The sequence below is a fragment of the Streptomyces sp. NPDC052910 genome (genome assembly GCF_055585605.1).
Map to the genome: position 1 here is coordinate 141,015 of NZ_JBVJJR010000006.1, position 22,563 is coordinate 163,577.

A 22,563-nucleotide genomic window follows, 5' to 3' on the forward strand; every position below is an offset into this window, starting at 1 on the left:
GGGCACCCTACCTTGCCATGGTCCAACTGTGATGTCAACCACCTCGACCGGTTCGTCCGAGCGAGAGGAATGCCGACGAGCAGGGCAACGCGAACGACGGTCGCAAACGATCTTTATCGTCTCTTGTCAGGCCCAGGATCTGTGTGCTGATACTTGGGTGCCCCGGGAAATTTCTTGCGCGCCGTAATCCCGGGATGCTCGAAAACACCGCACGGAAGCCTCTGGCCTGGAGGGATCTTGTCTGATTCCGTCCGCAGTACCGCGCTGTCCGCTCTTCCCGCGAGCCTCGACGAGTTGCGCGGCCTCGTCGCCCGCAAGCTTCGGGTGGACCCCTCGGAGATCGGTGACGGCGACGATCTCGTCGGCCTCGGTCTGGACTCCGTGACCACCATGGCGATGGTCGGGGCCTGGCGGCCACCTACCGCGAGTTCACCGAAAGCCCGACCGTGTCCGACTGGTGGACTCTGCTGGCCGGCCGCCTGTCCGACGGGTCGCCCACGATCGGCGGCCCCGTCGAGTCGGCCGTCGTGACCGAGGCCGGGGCTCCTTTCCCGTTGACGCCCGTCCAGCACGCGTATTGGATCGGCCGGAACGCCGGCCAGGTATTGGGCGGCGTCGCGTGCCACGGATACTTCGAGTTCGACGGGCCCGGTGCCGAACCGGAACGGCTGGAGAAGGCCGTCCACCGGCTGGTCGAGCGCCACGGGATGCTCAGAGCCGTGATCCGGGACGACGGCCGCCAGCAGATCATGGACCGGTCCCCCTGGCCCGGGCTGACCTGCCACGACCTGCGTGCTCTGCGCCCGGACGCCGCGGAGGAGCGTCTGCGGAGCATCCGGGACGAGCTGTCCCACCGCCTGCTCGACATCCGCTCAGGCGAGGTGTTCGACATCCGGCTGTCCCTGCTGCCCGGCGGGGGCGCGCGACTGCACCTCAACGTGGACCTGATCATCGCCGACGTCATGAGCGTCCAGGTTCTTCTCTCGGACCTCGCCGCCCTCTATCAGGGCGCCGTCCTCCCGCCGCTGACGCTGAGCTTCTCCGCATACCTGGCGGACGTCGCGGTCCGTCGCGGTGAGGAGTGGGAGCAGGCACGGGCCCACTGGCGCCGGCGAGCGGAGAATCTGAGGGTCGGCGGCCCGCGGCTGCCACTCGCCACCGACCCGGCCCGTGTGACCCGCCCCCGCTTCCGGCGCCGCTCCCACCTCGTGGAACAACGTCTCTTCGACCAGCTCAAGAGGCGCGCCCGCGCCCACCGCGTGACGCCCTCGATGGTGCTGGCGACGGCGTTCGCGCAGACCCTCGGCCAGTGGAGCGAGAACCGGCGGTTTCTGCTGAACGTCCCGCTGTTCGACCGGCAGCCCGGCCATCCCGATACCGAGCGTATGATCGCGGACTTCACGAACCTGCTGCTGCTGGAGGTGGACACCGGTGGCCCCGGCGCGTTCGTCGACCGCGTGCGCGCGGTGCAGGAACGATTCCGTCAGGACGCGTCGTACGCGGCCTACTCCGCGGTGGAGGTACTCCGGGACCTCGCCCGAGACCGGCCGGGGGAACCGATTTCCGCGCCCGTGGTCTTCGCCAGCAGTATCGGCGGACTCTTCGTGGACGACGACTTCCGCGACTGCTTCGGCGACCTGAGCTGGATGCTCTCGCAGACCCCGCAGGTATGGCTGGATCACCAGTTGTACGAGACACCGGACGGCCTGCTGCTCACGTGGGACACGGTGGATGCCTTGTTCCCCGACGGTGTGGTCGACGCGATGTTCGCGCGCTACACCGACCTGGTCCGGCGGCTGGCGGCCCCAGGCCCGGAAGGCGATGCGGCCTGGGGCGACCCCGTGCCGCGCACGCTGCCGCCCGCCCAGGCCGAGCGTCGCGCGCAGGTCAATGCCACCGCCGTGCCGGTACCGGAGGGACTTCTCCACGACGGCGTGGTCGCCCAGGCCCGGCGCGTACCCGACCGCGTCGCCGTCATCGCCGCCGACCGCAGCCTCACCTACGCCGAACTCCTCGGGCGCTCGGCGGCCGTCGCGCACCTGCTGCGGGAGCGATGTCGATGTACCACCGGCGAGATCGTGGCCATAGCCATGCCCAAGGGATGGCAGCAGATCGTCGGCGTACTCGGCACCCTGCTGGCCGGCTGTGCCTACCTCCCGCTCGACACCGCTCAGCCGCCCGCACGCCGCGACCGCATACTCCGTGACGCGGGCGTCCGCCAGGTCCTCGCCTGCGCCGACGGCCCCGGCCCGGGCGGCCTGCCCGAGGGAATCCGCGTCGAAACGGTTAACGACCCGGCCCCAGACGACGGTCTCGTCACCGGCTCCGCCCTCCCTGACGACGCACGGCCGCGGCCCGAGGACCTGGCGTACGTCATCTACACCTCCGGTTCCACCGGCGCGCCCAAGGGCGTGATGATCAGCCACCGCAGCGCGCTCAACACGGTCGCCGACATCAACACCCGTCACGGTGTGGCCGAGGACGACCGGGTGCTGGGTCTCGCCGGCCTCGGTTTCGACCTCTCCGTCTACGACATCTTCGGTCCCCTGGCCCGGGGCGGCGCACTGGTACTGCCCGACCCCGACCGGCGGGGCGACCCCTCTCACTGGGCGGCGCTGATCCACGAGCACCGCGTCACGCTGTGGAACTCCGTCCCCGCACAGCTACAGATGCTCGACGACTGCCTGGGCCCCGGCTACCACGCCACCGACGCGGAGTGGGACGTGTCCTCGCTGCGACTGGCCCTGCTCAGCGGCGACTGGATACCGGTCACACTGCCCGGCTCGGTGCGGGACAAGCTGCCCGGTGTGCGACTGGTCAGTCTGGGCGGCGCCACCGAGGCGGCGATCTGGTCCATCCACCACCCAATCGACAGCGTCGACAAGGAGTGGACCAGCATTCCGTACGGCACCCCGCTGAGCAACCAGACCTTCCATGTCCTGGACCCCGAGGACCCCGGGCTGGGCCCGTGCCCCGACTGGGTCACCGGCGAGCTGTACATCGGGGGCGCCGGAGTGGCCATGGGCTACCTGGGGGACCCGGAGCGCACGGCCGAGCGGTTCGTCCGCCACCCTGACACCGGCGAACGGCTCTACCGGACCGGCGACCTGGGGCGCTACCACCCGAGCGGGGTCATCGAGTTCCTCGGCCGGGCGGACTCCCAGGTCAAGGTGCTCGGACACCGCATCGAGCCGGGCGAAATCGAGTCGGCGCTGGAACGGCACCCCTCGGTCGGGAGCGCCTGCGTACTGGCCGAAGGCGAGCGTACCGACCGTCGGCTGATCGCCTTCGTCACGGGCAGCCGCCGTAGTCCGGCCGACGAGACCGCGAAGGACCTGGCGGCAGCCTCCGACACCGCCGGACGCTCGTCCGCGCAGCCGCCCGACGCGGACCGCATGCGGGCCTTCCACGCCGCGCTCGACGAAGCCGTACTGCTTACCGTCGGCCGGACGCTGCGCACAGCGGGGGCCTTCGCCGTCCGAGGACGCGGGTACACCGCGGACGAGGTACTGCGGCTGACCTGTGCCGTGCCCCGGCACCGGTGGATAGTGCGCCGCTGGCTCGGTCTGCTGCGTGACGCGGGCCGGCTGACCCATGACACGGCAACCGGTGCGTACACGGCCGTCGCCCCGTTGCCGGACGACGTATGCGAGGTCGAAGCCGCCTGGCGGCGGGTGCGGGAACTGCACGTCCTCGGTCACGACCAGTGGTCACCGGCGGCGGTGTCGCTGTTCGAACGCAGCGGAGCCCGTCTGCCCGACCTGGTCAGCGGTGCCGAGGACGAGGTTCACCTGCTGTTTCCCGAGGCCCGCGCGGACACCGCGGTGTCGCTGTTCACCGACAGCCTGATCGCCCGTTATACGAACGCCGCCGCGGCCGGAGCCCTGCGGGAGATCGCACGGGGGTACGGTCCGGACGATGGTCCGCTGCGCGTGCTGGAGGTGGGAGCGGGCGTGGGCGGCACCAGTACGGGCGCCTTCGAGGCGCTGGCCGACCAGGACGTGGAGTACCTCTTCACGGACGTGTCGCCGTTCTTCCTCAACGGAGCGCGGGAACGTTTCGCCGAGATCCCTTTCGTGGATTACGGCCTGTTCGACATGAACGCCGATCCGCGCCCCCAGGGCCTGTCCCCGAACTCCTTCGACGTGATCCTCGCCGCGAACGTGCTGCACAACGCGCACGACGCGGCCATGATGCTCGGACGGCTGCGGGAACTCCTCGCTCCCGGCGGGTGGCTGCTGTTCACGGAGCCTACGCGGGAGAGCCCGGAACTCATGATCTTCATGGCTTTCCTCATGGACGTGGGCGAGACGGGCGTCGGCTTCACGGACCTCCGGCGCGGCCGGGACCGCATGCTGCTGGACCGGCAGGAGTGGACGGACCTGCTGCGGCGGGCGGGGGCGGCCGAGACGTGGCACCTGACCGCGGTCACCGGACCGGACGCCGGTCGCCTCCCGCCGTCCCTCGGCCAGACGCTGCTCGCGGCCCGGTTCAAGACCGACCACGCCCGCGTGCGCCCCGGCCCCCTGGGCGCTTATCTCGCCGGGCAGTTGCCGGCCTACATGGTGCCCGCCCGCATCCACGTACTGGACACCCTGCCGCTGACCGCCAACGGCAAGGTGGACCGAGGGGCGCTGGCCTCCTGGCTGCGCGCGGCCCCCGAGCCGGAAGCCGCCGGCAAGGAGGTGCTCCTGCCCCGTGACGCGCTGGAGGCGATCATCGCCGAGCTGTGGGCACAGGTACTCGGCGTCGACGGACAGACCGGCGTCGACCAGGATTTCTTCGCGGTCGGCGGAGACTCCCTCCTCGCCGCTCAATTGACGGGCAGGATACGCGACCAGGTGCCGGGAGCCGACGCGCACGGCTTCGACGCGCTGTTGCGCTGCTTGATCGAACACCGCACCATCGCCGCCCTCGCCACGGCCGTACGACAGTCTCCCGCCCCGCTCGCCCCGGCCGAACCAGCGTCCGTCCCGCCCCGGCACACCGCCCCCGGCGCGGAGCCGAACCGGTGAGCGCCGTTCCTCCGAGCCGCTCAGGACTGCTGAAACGCCATACGTCCGGGCCTCGTTCCCGAGCCCGCCTGGTGTGCCTGCCGCACGCCGGAGCCGCACCCGGCATGTTCGTGCCCTGGGCCGGCGGTCTCGGCTCCGACGTCGAGCTCGTCTCGGTGCGGTACGCGAGCCCCGACTACGCCCCCGGCAGCGTGAGTGACCTCGCCGATCGCGTCGTCGCCGAGCTGGAGCGCCTTCCCCGGCGTGCGACCACACTGTTCGGCCACAGCATGGGCGGCATCGTCGCCTACGAGGTGGCCCGCCGCTGTACCCCCAGGGCAGGCCTGGTGCGACTGGTCGTGTCGGGGACGGTGGCGCCCGCCGATCACCTCCCGGGAGACACCCACCGGCTCGACGACGACGCGTTCGCAGCCGCGGTCATCGGTCTCGGTGGTACCGCCCCCGAACTGTTCGCGGATCCCGCGGCGCGAGCGGTCTGGCTGCCACCGATCCGCCGGGACTTCCATCTGATCGACACCTACCGGCACCGCTCCGGGCCGCCGCTGGCCTGCCCTGTCACCGCACTGGCCGGGCAGCACGACCACGAGGCACCGCCGGACCTCATGCGTCCTTGGCGGAACACCACGTCCGGCGATTTCGACCTGCGGGTCTTCCCCGGCGGTCACTTCTACCTGCTGGACGGCCGGCAGGCGGTCTTGGCCGAACTGCGGCGGCGCCTGGAGCAGCCGAGCGCCGCGCCGTCCGCTCCCGCCCTGCCCTGAACGGGCACCGGCACCGGCACCGACACCGACACCGACACCGACTTCAGGGCATCAGGCCACTCGATTCCCGCACCGCAAGGAGCTGTTTTCCGTGGACTTCGGCCTGAACTTCTTCCCCGTCATCGACCCGGCGCTCAAGAGCGCCCCGGAGTACTACCAGGAAACGATCAAACTGGCCGTGGCCGCCGAATCCCTCGGCTTCGAGCACGTACAGACAGTGGAGCACTACGGCTCCCCGTACGGCGGCTACTGCCCCGACCCGGTCACCCTCCTCAGCGCCATCGCCGCCAGGACCAGCGGTATCCGCCTCACCACGGGCGCCGTCATAGCCGCGTTCAACCATCCGTTGAAGACCGCGGCCAAGTTGTCCATGCTCGACAATCTCTCGGGAGGACGGCTCGACGCCGGCTTCGGACGGGGATTCCTGCCCGACGAGTTCGGCTGGTTCCAGGTGCCCATGGCCGAGAGCCGGGCCAGGGTCGCCGAGATGGTCGACGCGTGCACGGCCCTGTGGTCCCAGGACAGCGTCACCTGGACCGGGGAGTTCTACCGGTTCGGTCCGGTGTCGCTGCTGCCCCGCCCCGTGCAGCGACCGCATCCGCCGGTGTTCGTCGCATCCGCCACCAGCCCCGAGTCCTGCGCGGCCGCCGGCAAGGCGGGCCGTCATCTCCAGGTCGTGCCGTCCGTCACCTCGCGCGGGCAACTGCGGGAGATGCTCGCGGCCTACCGCGAGGCATGGGCGGCGAGCGGCCGTCCGAACCGGCCCCGCATCCAGATCAAGTACACCTGCTACCTGTCCGAGGACCGGGCCGAGGCCCTGGAGACGGCCGAGCGGTTCGAGCGCAACTACATCGATCACATGATGGGCGCCGTGGCAGGCTGGGCGGGCAACCGCAGCGACCAGTACCCCGGTTACGAGAAGTTCGTCGACAAGGTGCGCGGCTACGACTTCGACGCCGCGCTGGCCGCCACGAAGGTGCTGGCCGGCACGCCGGCCGAGGTCCGCGACCAACTCGCCGCCATCGCGGGGTGGTACGGCGACGACCTCACGGTCAGCATTCAGGTCAGCCCCGGCCACATGCCATACGAACGGAGCGAACGCACCCTGCGGCTGTTCGCGGACCAGGTGATGGGGGAGGTATGACGATGCTCGACGGATGTGTCGCCAGGCCGCAGGAGGAGATCGACCGCTACCGCGCGGCAGGCCACTGGACCGGCGAACCGCTCGGCGCCGCGCTGCGCCGGTGGGCCGCGGCCCACCGGGACCGCACCGCACTGGTCGGTGCGGGGCGACGGATCACCTACGCCGAACTCGACGCCTGGGCGGACCGGCTGGCCGCGGGGCTACGCCGGCTCGGGATCGGGCCCGGCGAGCGCGTGGTCGTGCAGTTGCCGAACGCCCCTGATTTCGTGGCCGTCTGCTTCGCCCTCTTCCGGATCGGCGCGGTGCCGGTGTTCTCGCTGCCGGCCCACCGGTCGTACGAGGTACGCCACCTGTGCGAGTCGTCCGAGGCGGTCGCCCACGTGGTGCCCGGATCGCAGCGGGGCTTCGATCACGTCGAGATGTCCGCGGCACTGCGCAAGGAGATTCCGTCCGTCCGGCACACCCTGGTGGTGGGCGCACCACGGCCCGGGGCACCGTCGGACATCGTCCTGCTGGACGCGCTCGTGGCGGACGCCGTACCGCGGCCCCCCGACATCGCGTTCCTGCCGGACACCACGGACGTGGCGTTCTTCCTGCTCTCCGGCGGTACGACCGCCCTGCCCAAGCTGATCCCCCGGACCCATGACGACTACGGCTACCAGGTCCGTGCCACCGCCGAGGTGTGCGGCCTCGGACCGGACACCGTCTATCTGGCGGTGCTGCCGGTGGAGTTCAACTTCACCTGGGGCTGCCCCGGGATACTGGGGACCCTGCACGCCGGAGGCACCGTGGTGTTCGCTCCCGATCCCTCTCCCGACACCTGCTTTCCCCTGATCGCCGCGGAGCGGGTCACCCTGACGTCCGTGGTGCCCACCGTCGCCCACCTGTGGATGAGCGGGGTCGAGCACGAGCGTCACGACCTCTCGAGCCTGGAGTGCCTGCAGATCGGCAGCGCCAAGCTGCACCGGCATCTCGCCGAACAGGTGCGCCCGGTACTCGGATGCGCGCTCCAGCAGGTCTTCGGAATGGCCGAGGGACTGCTCACCATGACCCGGCGCGACGACCCGGAAGACGTCGTTCTCGCCACCCAGGGCCGGCCCGTCTCACCGGACGACGAAATTCGCGTCGCCGACCCGGTGACCGGTGCGCCGGTCGCACCGGGCGAGGTGGGCGAACTCGTCACGCGGGGCCCGTACACGCTGCGCGGCTATTACAAGGCGCCGGAGCACAACCGCTGCGCGTTCACCGACGACGGCTTCTTCCGCTCCGGCGATCTGGTCCGGCTCACCGCACGAGGTGACCTGGTGGTCGAGGGCCGGGTGAAGGACGTGGTGATCCGCGGCGGCGACAAGATCTCCGCGACCGAGCTCGAAGGGCATCTGACCCACCACCCCCGGGTCGGTCAGGCAGCGGTCGTAGCCGTTCCCGATCCGTTGCTGGGTGAGGCGATCTGTGCCTGCGTCATGCCCGCCGGCGACCCGCCGAGCATCGCGGAACTGCGGCGTGTGCTGAAGGACCGGGGGGTGGCCGACTTCAAGCTCCCCGACCTGCTGGAGATCTACGACGCCTTCCCCCTCACCGGCCTGGGGAAGGTCGACAAGAAGGCACTCGCGGCCGACGCCGCCGGCCGGCGGACCGCGCGCGGTGAGGAGGACCACTGATGCGGGGCGACCGAAATCCGCCGGCGCGGGGCGAGCGGGTGTACGACGTGCCCTTCGCACGCCGGGGAAGCGTTCTCGACGATGCCGAGATACGGGCACTGGCCGAGGTCCTGGGTTCCGATGCCCCGCTGTCCATGGGAGCGTGGCGGACCGCGTTCGAGGAGAGGTTCCGTACCCTCGTCGGCGCCCGGCACGCACTCTCGGTCACGAGCGGGACCGTCGCCCTGGAGATCGCGATCGGGCTGCTTGACCTGCGGCCCGGTGACGAGGTCGTGGCCAGCCCGCAGACCTTCCAGGCAACCATCCAGCCCCTGCTCGACCTCGACGTCCGAGTGCGGTTCTGCGATGTCGACCCGTACTCGCTCAACATGGACCCGAACCGGCTGGCCGACCTGCTCAACGACCGGACCCGCGCCATCCTGCTCGTGCACTACGGCGGCTGGCCCGCCGACATGGAGGCGGTGACGGAGCTGGCGCGTGCCCGGGGGATCGCCGTCCTGGAGGACTGCGCGCACGCCCTCGGCGCCGACTTCCGGGGCCGGCGCCCCGGAGCCCTGGCCGACATCGCCTGCTTCAGCTTCCACTCGTCGAAGAACATCACCACTCTCGGTGAGGGCGGCATGATCACCACCGACCGGGACGACTGGGCGGAACGCGTCGAGCGGCGACGCTCCAACCAGATCGACGGCGTGTTCACCCGGTCCCCCGCCCCGGCCGGGGAGGTCCCCCCCTTGCTGCCCTGGATGCAGTTCTCCGCCCACGTCTACGGGCACCAGTGTCAGACGGTGCGCAGGGCGGGAACCAACGCCACCATGTCCGAAGCGGCAGCCGCCGTCGGCTCCGTCCAACTGGACAAGCTGGACGACTTCGTCGCCCGCCGCAGGGAGATCGCCGCCCGGCTGGACGAGGCGGCGGCGGCACACCCCGGAGTCCGCCTCCAGCGGCCCGGCCCCGGTGTCCGGCATGCGTACCACCTCTACACGTGCTTCGTTCCGGGCGGGCCCGAAACACGCACCCGGCTGGTACGGGCCCTGGACCGGCGCGGCGTGGAGATCCAGCTCCGGTATTTCCCGCTCCACCTCGTTCCGGAGTGGCGGGCCAGGGGCCACGGCCCGGGTGAGTGCCCGGTCGCGGAGCATCTCTGGTTCTCGGAGCAACTGAACCTGCCCTGCCACCCGGGCCTGACAGACCGGCAGGTGGACCGGATGGTCGAGTCGTTCGCGGACAGCCTGAACGACGTCATGCCTGTCGACGCCGTTTCCACACCACCAGGAGGTCGCCTCCGATGCCCCTGATCGAGGCCAAGTTGTACGAGAAGCGGCTCACCCCTCAGACCCGCCGACGGCTGATCGAGCGCCTGACCGACGCCGCGGTGGAAGTGCTGGGGGACGAGGTCCGGGAGCACACGTGGGTCGTCCTGTATCCGGTGCCGGAGAACGAGTGGGGAATCGGCGGCCGCCCTGGCGGCGACTGAACGCGCACCGAAGCCGTCCGCACTCGGCAGCCCCTTGCTCCCGGGGGCCGTGCTGTGGATCGATTGCCGGCTCCGGGAGACCCGAGTGCTTGGCGATCACGTCCTGGTGGTCGGCCGGATCGCAGCCCTGGAAGAACCCGCCCGGACGACGAACGCGCCTCTGGTCTTTCACGGTAACGCCCTCCACGCCCTTGCGACCGGAGCGGACACCGAGTGACGGGATCCCACTCGGCGGCACGTGCACGGCACCTGGCCGCGTGGGCGTCGGCGTGACGCGTCGGGGCCGGCGTGCCGTCCGGGACAGGGCTTCGCCCCGGTTCCGGCCGTGGGCGGCCGGGGACCGGGGCGAAACCTGGAGGGGAAGTACGGGTGCGTGCGCCGCGTCAGCGGAGACGGGCGCGCCTGCGGCGGCGGAGGCCGAAGGCGCCGCCGGCGAGGGCGAGTGCCGCGGCGCCCGAGCCGCCGACGATCAGCGGGGCCGAGGACGGCGAGGAGGGCCGGCGGCCGGTGTCGAAGCCGCTGGAGAAGCCCTTGGTGTCGTATTCGGAGCCGGGCTGCTTGTCGGCGTAGCGGGCCTTGACCAGCTTCTGGTAGTCGGCCAGCGACACCGACGGCTGACCGTTGAGCCCCTGCCGGGCGGCGTCGTTCAGCGGCTCGACGGTGGTGAGCTTGAGCTGGTAGTAGCCGTGGATCTGCGGCTCGCTGAACACCGTCGTCGCGAGGTCGGCCTTCCCGGCGTAGGTGGCGTCCGTGTCGCCTTCGCGGACGGCGGCCAGGTGCCAGCCGGTGGTGCCGGTGGGGGCGAGCAGGACGGTCGCGGTGCGGCCGCCGGAGGTGGTCACGCCGGCGACGGCGTAGGCGAGCTTGACCGCGTCGGCGAGGGTGGGCTGGGCGGTCCCCGCCGCGAAGGCGGGTGCGATCTCGTTCAGGGCCACCGGGTCCTTGATGGTGAAGGACGGCACGCCCTCGCACGGGTCGGCCTTGGCGGGGAGCGTCACCGCCGCGCCGGGCGACGCGCCGTTGGGCACCGGTGCGCTGAGGAAGCGGCAGACGGCGTTGTGGGTGGCGGTCGACTTCAGGGTGTCCAGCGCCGCCTGGAGGTTGGGCAGGTCGGCCGGGCCCTTGGCCGCGCCGGCCGGGCCGGCTCCCACCGACAGCAGGGCGGCCGCGCCGACGGCCAGGGCGACGGGGAGCCGGGAGATGCGGGAGAGCCGGGCGGCCCGCCGCGTCGTGGACGTTCTTTGGTCGCGCATGTCACGCTCCTAGCGGGAGATGCCGGTCCGGGAGTGGGTCCACTTGAACGAGCTGTTGCTCACGTAGTCGTTGTAGTTCCACCACGTGTACGTCGTCGTGTCGGGCCAGGGGTCGCCCACGCCGATGGTGTTGTTCGACGTGTCGTAGCCGTAGACGACGTTCATGTGCCCGCCGCCGGAGGTCCAGCCGATGCGTGCTCCGATGGGCCGGGCGGCCTTCACCTCGGTCTGGGCCTCGCTGAAGGTGGCCGCCCGGCTCAGCCCGGTTCCCGTGTGGGTCATGCCGAGGCTGCCCCAGCCCCTGGCCATGTCGTCGAGCGTGGCCGGCTGGTTGTTGCAGCCGTAGTACGGATTGGCCCGGGTGCAGAAGTCGCTCTGGGTCGAGCCGAATCCCTGGTACTTGGCGATCGTCAGCCCGGAGGCCACCCAGCACCACTGGGTCTTCTCCTGCTTGAGCATGGTGATGTCGTCGTACGCGGCGTCCGCGTGTGCCGCGGTGGCGGTTCCGAGGAGCCCGCACACGGCCAGTGCCAGGGACGATGCCGTGGTGGCGCGCTTGAGTCTGCTCATTTTCCTGCCTTCCCGTCGTGATGTGCGACGAGCGGATGGTCGGATCACCCGACCCCCTCCGAGGAGGGCAGTCATATGACAGCTCGCGTTGCCAAGGCTGACTAGCATCTATCGATTAGTTCAACCCCAAAGAGTGCTATATCTGCTTATCGCACTTCCCAAGAGTCTTTGCTTTCCCTTACACCGCGTTCCGCCACCCGGAAGTGATTCAGCCTGCCGAGACCCTCCTTCCCGCACTCCCCCAAGCAGCCCCTTCCCGAATGTGAACTCAACTAAAGATCGGGAGGGTTGCCCGCGACAGGGTGTTGTCGAAAACCGGATATCTGTCTTCCGCAGGCGCTTCGATCTTGATCGCACAATGATCGGGAAGGACGTGATCCGGCCGAGCCGGTCAGCCGCTTTTCCGCGAATACCGGCGACCCTTCGCCCACATCGACTGCCTACGGATCTCGCGCACGTCGAACAACCCGGTCCGGCGCCGGAGCGGCCGCCCCCGCTCCGGCTGCCGCCCGGGCCCGGCCGGTGCCGCTCGCCCGTCTACGCGGGCCTCGGCTCCGCCGAGAAAGCCAAGGCGCCCGGGACCGCTTCGAACGCGCGCCGCAGCTCGTCCGCCAGGGCGTCGCGGCCCGGCTCGCCGGGGAGGACGACCCACGCCTCCAGCGCGTGGCGGTGGGCGGCGACGAAGAAGTCGAGGGCCAGCCGGAGGCGGAGGACGTCGCCGGGCTCGTCGACGCGCATCCGCCGCCGCAGGATGTCGGCGGCCCCGCGTACCGTGCGGTCGCAGAAGTGCAGGCCGTGGGCGTCCATGGACGGCGTCTCGGCGGCCAGTCGGCGGCTGAGGCGGACGCGCCGCGCCCATCCCGCGTCGGTCATCCGCGCCAACGCGGCGCTCAGTGACGCCCGCAGCAGTTCCAGGACCGTTCCGCCGCCCGGCTCGCGGGTCTCCAGGTCGTCGAGGAACCCCGCCCACAGGTCCTGGGTGGGCGCCATCGCCACGTCTTCCTTGCTGGTGAAGTAGCGGAAGAAGGTGCGCTTGGACACCTCGACGGCGTCGCAGAGTTCGTCCAGCGTCGCCCCGTCGAAGCCGCGTTCCGTGAAGAGCTCCAGGGCCGTGTCGATCAGCGCCTGACGGGTGCGCAACTTCTTGCGTTCGCGCAGCGGGAGACGTTCCGGGGAGGCGCCGGCGGGGGTCCCCGCGGGGAGGCCGGTGCGTGCGTCGGTGGCGGTCATCACCCTCAGTGTAGCGAGGGCGCTTATGCCCCTTGTAGGTTTATGCCACTGAGAGGCACAATCGGTTTCCGCACCGACGACCCCACGAAGGGCAGCCCCGCCATGCGCGCACTCCTCGTCGACCCCACCGCCCCCGCCCGCCTGCGCCTCGGCGAGGCGCCGGACCCCGAGCCCGCGCCTCACCAGGCACTCGTCCGCACCACCGCGACCTCGCTCAACTTCGGCGAGGTCAAGCACGTCCTGGCCGAGGCGCCCGCCGGTGCCGTACTCGGCTGGGACGCGGCGGGCGTCGTCGAACGGGCGGCGGCCGACGGCTCCGGCCCCGCCGCCGGCACCCCGGTCGTCACCCTGTCCGACGACGGGGCCTGGGCGGAGCTGCGCGCGGTCGACACCGACCTCATCGGCACCGTGCCCGAGGGCGCGGACCCCGGCGCGATCAGCACCGTCCCCGTGGCCGGCGCCGGCGCCCTGCGCGCGCTGCGGCGCCTCGGGCCGGTCCTCGGCAACCGCGTCCTCATCACGGGAGCCACCGGCGGAACCGGCCGGTACGCCGTCCAACTCGCCCGCCGCGCCGGGGCGTACGTCGTCGCGTCGACGGGCGACCCCCGCGCGCACGGCGACAGCCTGCGCGCACTCGGTGCGCACGAGGTCGTGACCGGCCCCGAGGACCTCACCGAACCGGTGCACGGCATCGTCGACATGGTCGGCGGACGGCACCTGGTCGAGGGGTACGCCCGGCTCGCCGAGCACGGCACCCTCGTCTCCGTCGGCCGGGCGGCGCACGAACCCGACGTCTTCCCGGCCGGCGCCTTCCTCGGCGCCCCGTCCGGTCACGACCGGGCCCTCGTCAGCTTCTACCTGATGCGCTGCACGGGCCTCGGCGCGGATCTGACCCTGCTGGCCGGCCTGGTGGCCACCGGCGAGCTGGACGCGCGGATCGCCTGGCGGGGCGCGTGGGACAGGGCGGCGGACGCCATCGACCTGCTCCTCGGCCGCCGTCTGCACGGCAAGGCGGTCCTGGACCTCTCCTGACCTCCCCGCCCGGCGCCGCCCTGAGCTCCTCCCGGCCCCCTCCCTGCTCCTTCCCGGTTCCCTCGACCCCGCCTCCCGGCTCGCGTACGCCCGAAAAAAGTCTCCCGGCAGGCCGTGTCCCTCCGGATGCGCGACCGGTTAGGCACCGGGTGCTCTCGACCGGGCGCTCTTTACCCAGGGGAGGGAGAACGAAAGGTGGAGAAATCATCCGGCGGTAAACCGGGCAGCGAACGGGCAGTCGGCAGGCAGGCGGGCAGCGAACCGGCGGGCGGCAAAGCGGCCCGCACCCTGGAACGCCCCCCGATGCCGGAGCCGGCGGCGCTCACCTACCAGGGGCCGAACCAGCGGAACGTGCTGGAGGAGCACGGACTGCTCGAACTGCTGCGCAGGGTTCCGTTCCTGCTGGCGCGGTTCCTGCGCATGGCGTGGGCGGCGGACCGGAGGGCCGTCGTCGTCCTGTTCGCCGCCGAGATCGCGGGCGGGGCCGGCGCCGCGGTGCTCCTGACCATGACGGCCAAGGCCATGGGGCCGCTCGTCGGCACCGGCACCGTGTCCTTCCGCGTGCACACGGCCATGCCGTACCTCATCGGCGCCGGCTGCGCGGCGGCCTTCGCGCGCGGCGCGCACGCCTTCGGCCAGTGGGCCGAGGACCGGCTCCGTCCGCAACTGCTCACGGCGGCGGACCGGGCACTCATCGACGCCGCCCTGTCGGTACGGCTGGAGGTCTACAACGACCCGTCGTTCACCGAGGACCGCGAGAAGGCCGAGACGGGGGTGGTGCGCTCCGAGCGGCTGGTGACCGAAGTCCAGGTCTTCCTCGGCTCGTTCATCCGGCTGGTCGCGGCCGGCGGGGTCCTCGCCGGGCTGCATCCGCTGATGCTGGGCGTCCTGCTGCTCGCCGTGCTCCCCTCCGGCGTCGGGGCCGTGGTGCGGGCGCGGATCGAGTACCGCACCCACCTGGCCGTCGCGGCCGGCCGCACGGTCAAACAGATGATGCGCGGCTACACCACCAACCGGTACTTCGGCGACGAGATGCACGGCAACGGCATGATCCCGTACCTGAAGTTCTGGTACGACCGGCTCACCGACACCATCGACGAGAAGATCCTCGCGCAGACGCCGAAGCAGCTCCGCACGGACCTGCTGTCCTACACGGCCGGCGGCGTGTGCCTCGCCGGAGCGTACGGGGTCCTGGCCTGGCTGACGGTGTCCGGCCGGGTCTCCCTCGCGGTGTCGGCGACGGTGATCGTGGCCGTCCGGCAGGCCCTGGCGTCCATCCGCGACCTGCTGGCCTACACCGTCGGCCTCTTCCGGCACTGCCTCTACCTCGCGGACTGGGAACGGTTCGTGGCCAACGGCCGCGCCCCGGAGCGGACGCCGCGCGCGCACGGCAGGACGGTGCCGCCGGTGGTGGAGCGGGTGCGCGTGGAGAAGGTCTCCTACTGGTACCCCAACAAGACGGCCCCCGCCCTGGACGACGTGTCGCTGACGTTCCGGCGGGGCGACGTCGTGGCCGTCGTCGGGGAGAACGGCTCGGGCAAGTCCACCCTCGTCCGGCTCCTCCTCGGCCTGTACACGGCCGAGAAGGGGACCGTCTCCTGGGACGACGTCGACCTGGCCGAGGCCAACCAGAAAACGCTCTCGGACCGGACGGCGGTGGTCCCGCAGAGCTTCGCCTGCTGGCCGCTGTCGGTACGCGAGAACGTCACCCTGGGCCAGCCCCGCACCTGGGACGACGACGCGGTGTGGGAGGCCCTGGACCGCGTCGGCATGACCGACGCCGTCCGGGAACTCCCCCGGGGACTCGACACGCTCCTGGCCCGCGAGCTGTGGGGCGGAGTCACCCTCTCCGGCGGCCAGTGGCAGCGCATCGCCTGCGCCCGCGCCCTGTACCGGCAGCCGGCGCTCCTGGTGCTGGACGAGCCCACGTCCGAGATGGACGCCCGCGGCGAACACCAGATCTTCACCGAACTGAAGAAGGTCGCCCGCGACCGCATCACCGTCGTCGTCACCCACCGGCTCGACAACACCCGGATCGCGGACCGCATCGTCGTCATGGAGCACGGCCGGGTCACCGAGCACGGCACTTTCGACCAACTGGTGGTGGGTGGCGGGCTCTTCCAGGAACTGTACGAACTGTCGCAGGACCGATGAGGGGAGGTCGGCCATGTCGCGTCTTCGCGGCGGCGAACACCGGGCCGAGCCGGAACCGCAGGGCACGGCGGCCCTGATCGTCAACGCGCGCGGAGAGTACCTGCTGCACCTCCGCGACAACATCCCCGGCATCTGCTGTTCTGTGGGGGTTCTGCGTACGACTGCCTGTATCGCCGTCATCTTCGCAGCTCAGAAGGTTGTTGCACGCACCGTAGCGACTGCAACACATGTGGTGCAAGTGGACGGGCCGCGACTCCCTGGGCGGTGGGCAGTCAGCGTCGCCGGACACAGCCTGGGTGCCGTGGTCCAAGGACGATCTGCCTGCGGGCGATGCCCGCGCCGGACCGCAGTGGAGAGCCGTTTCTCAATCGGCTCTCGAATCCGCCCGGTGCTTGCCCCAGAGCCTCACCACGATGGCGACGACGGCAAGGGCGAGCGTCGCGCCTCCCGAAGCAGCGAGCACCTGCCGGGGCCCCATGGCTGCGACGAGGGGGCCGCCGAGCGCAGTGCCCACCGGAGAGGCGGTGAGAAGGGCGGCACCTCGAGCGGCCAGGACCGTGGTCAGCCAGGCCGCCGGCGTGCGGTCCTGGAAGAGCGTGAAAGACAGTGCTGTGAAGGGTCCGTAGATCACGCCGCCCACAGCGAAGCAGACGAGGGAAACGGTGACAGGCCCGCCCAGCCCGAAGGGCAGGAGCATCAGGCCCCAGCCTGCCACGATGCCTAGAGTAACCGGCCAGAGCGGGAGCTTGCGCAAGGCGCCTGCAGCCAGGCCGCCGACAACGGCACCCACCCCGAACAGGGTCCAGTACAGACCGAGAAGACCCGCGCCCGAGTGAAGATCATCGGTGACATGCAGGGGCAACGCGACCTCGACGGGTCCGTAGAGGAAGTTGAAGAACCACGCGAGTGCGAGAACGCCGAGAAGTTCGGGCTGTCGGCGCAACAGGTGCAGACCGGCGGCCGATCGACCGGTGTCGATCGGCCCAGCCGTTGTCACGGCTTTGGCCGTACTGCCCAGCCGCCCGGCCTGGACGGCAAGGACGGCGAACGACACGGCGTCGAGGCCGATGATCCAGGCCGGGCTGACGGCTGTCGCCAGGAACCCGGCGAGTGCGGGACCGATGACGACAGACGCCGATGCGCTGGCACTCACCAGAGCGTTCGCGGCCAACCGTTGGTCGGGGGGCAGCATCTGGGCGAGCAAGGAGTACTTTCCCGCGCTTCCCCAGGCATGCAGGACCGACGAACCCGCCAGCAGGACGACGTACAGAACCGGGTGCAACACTCCCGCGGCCCAGGCCAAGGGAACACAACCGAGCAGTGACGCGCGCAGCCACCCGTCGGCGGCCAGCAGGCGCTGGGCAGGCAGGCGACGCAGCCAACGGCCGAAGACCAGCGCGCCGACAGCTCCGGGAAGGGCATACGCGGCAACGGCCGCACCGACGACCAGGCCGGACTGACCGGGCGGGGCGATCAGAACGGCCAGCCAAGCAACGGCGACCATGCTCATTCCGTCACCGGTGTCTGAGGCCACCAGTGCCGGCAGGAGCCGCCGGAACTCCAGATGGGAGAACAGCGGTTGATAGGTACGCAGCAGCAGACGAGTTGTGGGTGGGAGAGTCACGCGGTCAGACTGATGGTTCAAGCTCACTTGAAGTCAAGGGGGTTCAGTGCGGGAGCTGGGTATCGGGGACCTCGCGCGGCAGGTACGGATACGGCCCTCGGCCTTGCGTTACTACGAGAGCATCGGCTTGCTCCCGTCCGCCCGGCGGGTCGGAGGCCGGCGCGTCTATCCAGCAAGTACGGTGCGGCGGATCGCGCTGATCAAAATGGCTCAGCGAGCCAAGTTCACGCTGGCCGAAATCGGCCAGTTGCTGGACACCGCCCCCGACCGGGGCGTCACCCGGCAATGGCGTGCGCTCGCCGAGCGCAAGATCCCGGAGCTGGATCAGTTCATCCAGGAAACGCAGGCTCTGCGGAATGCCGTGGCCGACTGCCTCGCCTGCGGGTGCATGAACTTCGACCACTGCCAGCTTCTCTCCTCCGGCACGGCCGGAGACGACGTCTGAGGAAGAACGCGCGGCACACCCACCGAGGAGGGCGACGCTCTCCGGCGTTGCCCTGGGTGTCAGGCCCCGCAGCGTGACGTTGTTCATCTCCTCGATCGCCGGCTCCAACCGGCACCACGTCGTCCTGTCCAGGCGCGGGTTGTCTTGGAGTTCCTGCCCCCAGCGCGTCCCGTGGGCCTTGCAGAACCCGGACTTGGAGCCGTACCGGATGCGGTCGCATGCGACGACGTCGCACTCGCCAAATCCGGGCAGCGAGCTCACAGAGGGATCGGCGAGGAACTCCTCCAAGGTGATCTCGGGAGTGCGGTTCCGACGGTGGAGACGGGCTTCGCAGAGCGGGGTGAGGCTGCTCTTCCACGGCCGCTGGCAGCCGACGAGGCACCGGCCGACGCCCCGGCGACGCGCCACCCTCTGCGAGGCGAGGAACACGGCCGCGTCCTGCCCGCTCGCCGTGAAGTCACGCTCGCAGGGAAGGCACATCAGGGTCCGGCCGCGGGTCGGCATACCGCAGCCCATGACCTTGCAGGCCCGCCACCCGAGCAGCGGGTGGTCCATGGGCATGAACAGCACTTGGCGCTCCTCGTCCCAGCCGATCTCGGCGAGGAAGTCAGCAGGGATCAGCCTCCGCAGGACCTCGGCAGGATCATGGGCGGACGGTGCCGTGCGCAGTGTCGCCAGCGTCATCGCGGACCCTCCACGGCCATCCGCGGGCTGCCGACCCGGTCCACGGCGTCCCGCAGCCGCTGGCGACTCGGGTGCAGGTACGGCTTCGCCGAGGCGCGGGAACGTTGACCGAGCAGAGCCTGGATCACGTCGAGTTCACCGCCAGCGTCCGCGACATTGCTCGCGAAGCAGTGCCGGAGCATGTGGGGCGTGGTCACCCGGGAGAGGCCGGCGCGTTTCGACAGGGCGGTCGTCAGCGCGTTGACCGCGTCAGGACGCATCGGCGAGCCGATGGGCTCCCGGAAGAGGTTGACGAAGACGAAATCGCTCAGGTCGTCGCCGAGGAGGGCCCGGTGCTCGAAGACGTACTGGTCATGGGCTTGGACGACCAGCCGGTCGACGGGAACGACATGGGAGATCCGGGACTTCGACCAGGCACCGTTGATGTTCTGACGGCGGACGACATGAACGTGGGGGCCAGGGAAGTCATATCCCAGCGCCTTGGAGTTCAGCAGGAAGTGCATGTCCTCGCGGTGCAGGCCCAGCAGCTGACTGCGGCGCAGGCCGGACCGGTCCTTGAGGAGGATCAGGAAGAAGTCGCGGGCCGAACGGCACTCCTTCAGCAGGGCGACTGCCTCCTCGTCAGAGGCACGATCCACGGCCGCCTCCGGCTCCTTGACGCGATGCCGGGCCTTCAGCCGGTAGTGCAGGCCGCTGTCCGAGCCACTGGCCTCGGGCGGCAGGTCCCGGGTGTCGGCGATCTCGTAGATCTGCGAGATCGACGCCGGCGGGACGACGCCCGCTCCGACCGCGAACACCATCAGCCCGCGCACCGCGATGAGCACACGGTTGATGCGGCGCGGCCCCCGCACCGGCTTCGCACCCGGCCCTGGTGCCACCCAGCCTTCCGTCGGGGAGGCGGGAGCGTGCCGCAGCCACAGCATGAACGCTCCGAGGTGGGCCGCCGCCGTTCGCCAGTCCCGGCCCACCACCTCGCACCAACGAAGGAACAGAACGATGGACCTGGCGTGCGACTCCGTCGTCGACTCGGCACGGTCCTGGCCGAAACGAAGGTTCCGCAGGAACTGATCAGCGACCGGCACCACCCGCAGCTCGTGATCCAGGACGGTCCAGTAACAGTCGCCCGAAGGCGCGGACTTTGAACGCTTGCACGCACACTCTCTCTTCACTCGTAGCTGCAAGGACAATGACAAGCGCAACGTGCACGACACGGCAGGAGTGCCTGTGCACCTCAGCCCCTCGGACCGGCCTGCACAACAGCCCACCACACCGATGGAACCCCTACAGAACTGTGACCCCGGCACATGGTCGCTGCTCGGCGGGGGCAGGGAAGCCGGAGAGACACCCGAGGCGGCCATCGTCCGTGAACTCGGGGAGGAGGCGGGCCTGGTCGTGCCGGGGCTGACGAAGTACACCGTTCTGCCCGCGCATCGGGACGCGCCCGACGACCTGATCACGGTCTTCCTCGGGCAGTGGGACGGCGCGGCGGAGGAACTGCCCCTGACGGAAGGGGTACTGCTGCGCTGGTTTCCGTATGCGATGGTGCCGCGCCTGGTCATGTGCCCGTGGGCGCGGGAAGTTGTCGAGCGGCACCGGGGGGAGGCGGCGGGTCGGGGAAGGCGGTGGGGATGAAGCCGCGCGGTGGCGGGCCCGAAGGACCGCCGCCGGATGCACGGAATCGTCATGGGCAGATCAAGCGGTGATCATCTACAGTGCCCAGCACCACCGACTTCCCCACCGGAGCAAGGTGTCACATGGCGATCACACGCAGATCCGTTCTCAAGGGCTCGTCGGCCGCGGCGGCCGTCCCCCTCGTCACCGGCGCCTCCGCCGAGGCCGCCGCCGGTCCGTCGACGGCGGCGGCCTCCCCCGGGCCACTGCCGCAGAGCCGGCCGCACCGGCTGGGCGCGCCCGGAGTGCTGGGCGTGCACCTGCAGTTCGGCTCGGACCCGGCCACGGAGATGACCGTCTCCTGGATCACCCCGCAGTCGGTCCGCCGGCCGCAGGTGCGGCTCGGTTCGCCGGCGGGCGGGCACGGCGGCCGGGCCGTCGAGGCCGAGACGCGTACCTATCGGGACGGCCTGTCGAAGGAGGAGGTGTACGTCCACCACGCCCGGATCACCGGCCTGCACCCCTCGACCACCTACCTGTACACGGCCGGACACGACGGCGCGACCCCCGAGACCGGTTCCTTCACCACGGCGCCCCGCGGCCGCGCCGCCTTCACCTTCACCAGCTTCGGCGACCAGGCGACGCCGAACCTGCGGCGGATCGTCCACCTCCCGGACGGCGTCCCCTCCCCCGTCAACCGCTACCCGCTGCACACCAGCAGCCAGGTCGGCTCGCCCGCCTCCGCGGACATCGTCGCGGCCGTCGAGCGGGTCGCGCCGCTGTTCAACTTCGTCAACGGCGACCTGTGCTACGCCGCCATCGCCGGCGCCTGGGGCACCAGCCGGGTGGCGACCTGGGCCGACTGGTTCATCAACAACAGCCGCTCCACCCGGCTGCGCCCGTGGATGCCCTGCGCGGGCAACCACGAGAACGAGAAGGGCAACGGACCCATCGGGGCGGCCGGTTACCAGACCTACTTCGCGCTCCCGGCGTCGTCCGCCTCCTCCGACGAGGAGACCCGGGGCATGTGGTACGCGTTCACCGTCGGCGCGGTCCGCTTCATCAGCCTCGCCAACGACGACGTGGCGCTCCAGGACGGCGGGGACACCTACATCAGCGGTTACTCGGGCGGCGCCCAACGCCGCTGGCTGGAGCGCGAGCTGAAGGCCGCGCGCGCGGACCGGGGCATCGACTGGATCGTGGTCTGCATGCACCAGCCGATGATCTCCAGCCACCGCAGCGCGGGCAGCGACCTCGGGGTACGCCGGGCCTGGGGCCCGCTGTTCGACGCGTACGGCGTCGACCTGGTGGTCAGCGGGCACGAGCACCACTACGAACGCTCCCACCCGGTCCGCGGCACCCTTCCCAACGACGCCCGCACCCCCGTCCCGGCCTCCACCCGCACCGACCTCGTCGACACGGCCAAGGGCACCGTCCACATGGTCATCGGCGCCGGCGGCAACATCGCCACCAGCCAGGACGACCTCTTCGACACACCGCGGGCCCGGGTCCTCGTCGGCCTCAAGGACGACAAGACCTCCTCCGGCCACCGCGAGCCGGTGTGGATCCCCGAGGAGGCTCCCTGGGCGGCAGTCCAGGACCGCGAGCACAACCGCGGCTTCGCCGCGTTCGACGTCGACCCCGGCGACCGCCGCGAAGGCATCACCCGCATGCGCGTCACCTACTACACCTTCGACGGCCCCCACGGCGACCTCACCCCCGTCGACACCTTCACCCTCCGACGCCCGCGCTCGGACGCGCGCCGCTGAATCCTCCTCGGCCTCAATCCTCGGCCTCGGGACCCGGGCCTCTTCGCCGGAGCGGCCGGGCCTTCGGCGACGGGGCCGCGCCCGGGGCCGGACGAGGGGCCGGACGCGGCCGGGACGAAGCTCATCTGCCGGGCAT

Annotated in this window: 18 protein-coding genes; 13 read left to right on the forward strand and 5 right to left on the reverse strand. The window is 70.9% G+C overall.

Annotated elements, in window-relative coordinates; all coding sequences use genetic code 11:
• The first annotated feature begins 294 nt into the window (after nt 1–294).
• From ACZ6X9_RS22450 to ACZ6X9_RS22485, 8 genes are all read left to right on the forward strand, one after another.
• Nucleotides 295–531, forward strand: coding sequence for a phosphopantetheine-binding protein (locus ACZ6X9_RS22450; protein ID WP_469780060.1), 237 nt, complete (start codon nt 295–297; stop codon nt 529–531).
• Complete coding sequence (locus ACZ6X9_RS22455) at nt 447–5,015, forward strand: non-ribosomal peptide synthetase (RefSeq protein ID WP_469779764.1); 4,569 nt, start codon at nt 447–449, stop codon at nt 5,013–5,015. The genes ACZ6X9_RS22450 and ACZ6X9_RS22455 overlap by 85 nt, the downstream gene beginning before the upstream one ends.
• A 71-nt stretch (nt 5,016–5,086) precedes the next feature.
• Nucleotides 5,087–5,776 carry a thioesterase II family protein gene (locus ACZ6X9_RS22460; protein ID WP_469779765.1) on the forward strand — a complete coding sequence of 230 codons (690 nt, stop codon included), beginning with the start codon at nt 5,087–5,089 and terminating at the stop codon, nt 5,774–5,776.
• 91 nt (nt 5,777–5,867) lie between these two features.
• Nucleotides 5,868–6,920, forward strand: a complete 1,053-nt coding sequence (locus ACZ6X9_RS22465) for an LLM class flavin-dependent oxidoreductase (RefSeq protein ID WP_469779766.1) — start codon at nt 5,868–5,870, stop codon at nt 6,918–6,920.
• A complete protein-coding gene (locus tag ACZ6X9_RS22470; protein ID WP_469779767.1) occupies nt 6,917–8,581 on the forward strand; it encodes a (2,3-dihydroxybenzoyl)adenylate synthase in 1,665 nt (554 codons plus the stop codon). The genes ACZ6X9_RS22465 and ACZ6X9_RS22470 overlap by 4 nt, the downstream gene beginning before the upstream one ends.
• Complete coding sequence (locus ACZ6X9_RS22475; protein ID WP_469779768.1) at nt 8,581–9,876, forward strand: DegT/DnrJ/EryC1/StrS family aminotransferase; 1,296 nt, start codon at nt 8,581–8,583, stop codon at nt 9,874–9,876. Before ACZ6X9_RS22470 ends, ACZ6X9_RS22475 begins: the two co-directional genes overlap by 1 nt.
• Entirely contained in the window at nt 9,867–10,055 is a 189-nt protein-coding gene (locus ACZ6X9_RS22480; protein ID WP_469779769.1) for a tautomerase family protein, read from the forward strand. Before ACZ6X9_RS22475 ends, ACZ6X9_RS22480 begins: the two co-directional genes overlap by 10 nt.
• Entirely contained in the window at nt 10,042–10,272 is a 231-nt protein-coding gene (locus ACZ6X9_RS22485; RefSeq protein ID WP_469780061.1) for a flavin reductase, read from the forward strand. The genes ACZ6X9_RS22480 and ACZ6X9_RS22485 overlap by 14 nt, the downstream gene beginning before the upstream one ends.
• A 166-nt stretch (nt 10,273–10,438) precedes the next feature.
• Here ACZ6X9_RS22485 and ACZ6X9_RS22490 read toward each other — a convergent pair whose 3' ends face one another.
• From ACZ6X9_RS22490 to ACZ6X9_RS22500, 3 genes are all read right to left on the reverse strand, one after another.
• Entirely contained in the window at nt 10,439–11,308 is an 870-nt protein-coding gene (locus ACZ6X9_RS22490; RefSeq protein ID WP_469779770.1) for a hypothetical protein, read from the reverse strand.
• 9 nt (nt 11,309–11,317) lie between these two features.
• Nucleotides 11,318–11,878 (reverse strand): papain-like cysteine protease family protein, encoded by a 561-nt coding sequence (locus ACZ6X9_RS22495; protein ID WP_469779771.1) that lies wholly within the window; start codon nt 11,876–11,878, stop codon nt 11,318–11,320.
• A gap of 537 nt (nt 11,879–12,415) precedes the next feature.
• Entirely contained in the window at nt 12,416–13,108 is a 693-nt protein-coding gene (locus ACZ6X9_RS22500; RefSeq protein ID WP_469779772.1) for a TetR/AcrR family transcriptional regulator, read from the reverse strand.
• Between the two features lie 102 nt (nt 13,109–13,210).
• On the opposite strand from ACZ6X9_RS22500, the gene ACZ6X9_RS22505 reads away from it, so the two are divergent.
• Together ACZ6X9_RS22505 and ACZ6X9_RS22510 are read left to right on the forward strand one after the other, a co-directional pair.
• Nucleotides 13,211–14,140 (forward strand): zinc-binding dehydrogenase, encoded by a 930-nt coding sequence (locus ACZ6X9_RS22505; RefSeq protein WP_469779773.1) that lies wholly within the window; start codon nt 13,211–13,213, stop codon nt 14,138–14,140.
• A gap of 195 nt (nt 14,141–14,335) precedes the next feature.
• A complete protein-coding gene (locus ACZ6X9_RS22510) occupies nt 14,336–16,294 on the forward strand; it encodes an ABC transporter ATP-binding protein (RefSeq protein ID WP_469779774.1) in 1,959 nt (652 codons plus the stop codon).
• A gap of 364 nt (nt 16,295–16,658) precedes the next feature.
• On the opposite strand, the gene ACZ6X9_RS22515 is transcribed toward ACZ6X9_RS22510, so the two are convergent.
• Entirely contained in the window at nt 16,659–17,918 is a 1,260-nt protein-coding gene (locus ACZ6X9_RS22515; protein WP_469779775.1) for an MFS transporter, read from the reverse strand.
• A gap of 46 nt (nt 17,919–17,964) precedes the next feature.
• Between ACZ6X9_RS22515 and ACZ6X9_RS22520 the strand changes: the two genes are divergently transcribed.
• Nucleotides 17,965–18,363, forward strand: a complete 399-nt coding sequence (locus tag ACZ6X9_RS22520; RefSeq protein WP_469779776.1) for a MerR family transcriptional regulator — start codon at nt 17,965–17,967, stop codon at nt 18,361–18,363.
• A gap of 680 nt (nt 18,364–19,043) precedes the next feature.
• On the opposite strand, the gene ACZ6X9_RS22525 is transcribed toward ACZ6X9_RS22520, so the two are convergent.
• Nucleotides 19,044–20,129, reverse strand: coding sequence for a tyrosine-type recombinase/integrase (locus ACZ6X9_RS22525; RefSeq protein WP_469779777.1), 1,086 nt, complete (start codon nt 20,127–20,129; stop codon nt 19,044–19,046).
• Nucleotides 20,130–20,193: 64 nt separating this feature from the next.
• On the opposite strand from ACZ6X9_RS22525, the gene ACZ6X9_RS22530 reads away from it, so the two are divergent.
• Both ACZ6X9_RS22530 and ACZ6X9_RS22535 read left to right on the forward strand, forming a co-directional pair.
• On the forward strand, nt 20,194–20,679 hold the full coding sequence (locus ACZ6X9_RS22530; RefSeq protein WP_469779778.1) for an NUDIX domain-containing protein: 486 nt from the start codon (nt 20,194–20,196) through the stop codon (nt 20,677–20,679).
• A 122-nt stretch (nt 20,680–20,801) separates the two neighbouring features.
• Nucleotides 20,802–22,427, forward strand: coding sequence for a purple acid phosphatase family protein (locus tag ACZ6X9_RS22535; protein WP_469779779.1), 1,626 nt, complete (start codon nt 20,802–20,804; stop codon nt 22,425–22,427).
• The last annotated feature ends 136 nt before the right edge of the window (nt 22,428–22,563 follow it).

What these genes read in the sequence shown, in the direction of transcription:
- ACZ6X9_RS22470 (WP_469779767.1), top strand. Translation starts at nt 6,917, where the DNA reads ATGACGATGCTCGACGGATGTGTCGCCAGGCCGCAGGAGGAGATCGAC.
- ACZ6X9_RS22475 (WP_469779768.1), top strand. Translation starts at nt 8,581, where the DNA reads ATGCGGGGCGACCGAAATCCGCCGGCGCGGGGCGAGCGGGTGTACGAC.
- ACZ6X9_RS22480 (WP_469779769.1), top strand. Translation starts at nt 9,867, where the DNA reads ATGCCCCTGATCGAGGCCAAGTTGTACGAGAAGCGGCTCACCCCTCAG.
- ACZ6X9_RS22490 (WP_469779770.1), bottom strand. Translation starts at nt 11,308, where the DNA reads ATGCGCGACCAAAGAACGTCCACGACGCGGCGGGCCGCCCGGCTCTCC.
- ACZ6X9_RS22495 (WP_469779771.1), bottom strand. Translation starts at nt 11,878, where the DNA reads ATGAGCAGACTCAAGCGCGCCACCACGGCATCGTCCCTGGCACTGGCC.
- ACZ6X9_RS22500 (WP_469779772.1), bottom strand. Translation starts at nt 13,108, where the DNA reads ATGACCGCCACCGACGCACGCACCGGCCTCCCCGCGGGGACCCCCGCC.
- ACZ6X9_RS22505 (WP_469779773.1), top strand. Translation starts at nt 13,211, where the DNA reads ATGCGCGCACTCCTCGTCGACCCCACCGCCCCCGCCCGCCTGCGCCTC.
- ACZ6X9_RS22535 (WP_469779779.1), top strand. Translation starts at nt 20,802, where the DNA reads ATGGCGATCACACGCAGATCCGTTCTCAAGGGCTCGTCGGCCGCGGCG.